Source organism: Thermoflavimicrobium dichotomicum (genome assembly GCF_900114055.1).
Classification (GTDB): Bacteria; Bacillota; Bacilli; order Thermoactinomycetales; family Thermoactinomycetaceae; genus Thermoflavimicrobium; species Thermoflavimicrobium dichotomicum.
This window is the reverse complement of record NZ_FORR01000077.1, coordinates 1-1027: the sequence shown is the minus strand read 5'-3', so window position 1 is coordinate 1027 and position 1027 is coordinate 1. Positions and strand designations below refer to the sequence as shown.

The following is a 1027-nucleotide window of genomic DNA, read 5'->3' as shown; positions in this document are numbered from 1 at the left end:
GCCACTAATGCACAACTCCCCTGGCACTCCGATCGGTTGTAATTGGTGATCATGATTTAAAATGTAGATTTGGTTATTCGCAATCGGTTTTCCAATGGAAATGACAGCATCTTCCGGGGTGATCACTCCACTGGTGGTAACGACGGTATTTTCAGATGGTCCGTAGTTGTTCACAATCCGGTACCCGGTATCACGCACCTTTTGCGCCCGGTCTCCTCCAATGAGCAAGACACGGAGCGAACGGTTCTCCCACTCCATAAATTGTTCTGCTAACTGGGTGGGTAAAAAGCTGATGGTGATGCCGTTCTCCTCATAGAAGGAGTGTAACTGCAGGACATCGCTTCGCATGTGCTCCGGAATGATATAGAGCGTTGCCCCTGCCAGGAGATAGGGGAAGATTTCCCAAACCGAAGCATCAAATCCAAAACCAGCCAACTTGGTACTGCGATCCGCTGGGGTGACTTCATAAAATTGATTGTGCCAGAAAGACAAGTTGACCACCGAGCGATGTTCCACCATCACTCCCTTGGGTTTCCCCGTGGAGCCGGAGGTATAGATCACGTAAGCCAGATCCTGTGGCTGGTTGATGTGCTCCAGATTCCCGGTTTCCTCTTGCTTTCCGATCTCTTCGGGCAGCAGAATGGTTCCCTGATAACCGGCAGGAATCGCAAGAGAGGAGGACACCAGCAACCAGCGCGCCCCGCTGTCTTCCAACATGAACTGAATCCGCTCAGACGGATAAGAGGCATCAATGGGCAGATAGGCTCCACCCGCTTTCAACACCGCCAAGACCCCGACGATCATCTCCAGCGAAGGCCGAACAAGGAGACCCACCACTTGTTCCGGACCCACTCCTTGCTTCCTCAATACCCGAGCCACTTGATTCGCCCGCTCATTTAACTCGCGGTAGGTCCACTTCTCTCCCTCACAAACCACGGCGATTTGATCTGGTGTTTTTTCCACTTGTTCCTCAAACAAGGCATGAATCGTTTTCTCCCGTGGATAGTCCATCCGGGTTTCATTGAAC

At 51.8% G+C, this 1027-nt stretch carries 1 protein-coding gene; it reads right to left on the bottom strand.

What is annotated here, in order from left to right:
- On the bottom strand, positions 1 to 1027 hold a 1027-nt coding region (locus BMZ78_RS18450; protein ID WP_139203387.1), incomplete at both ends, for an AMP-binding protein.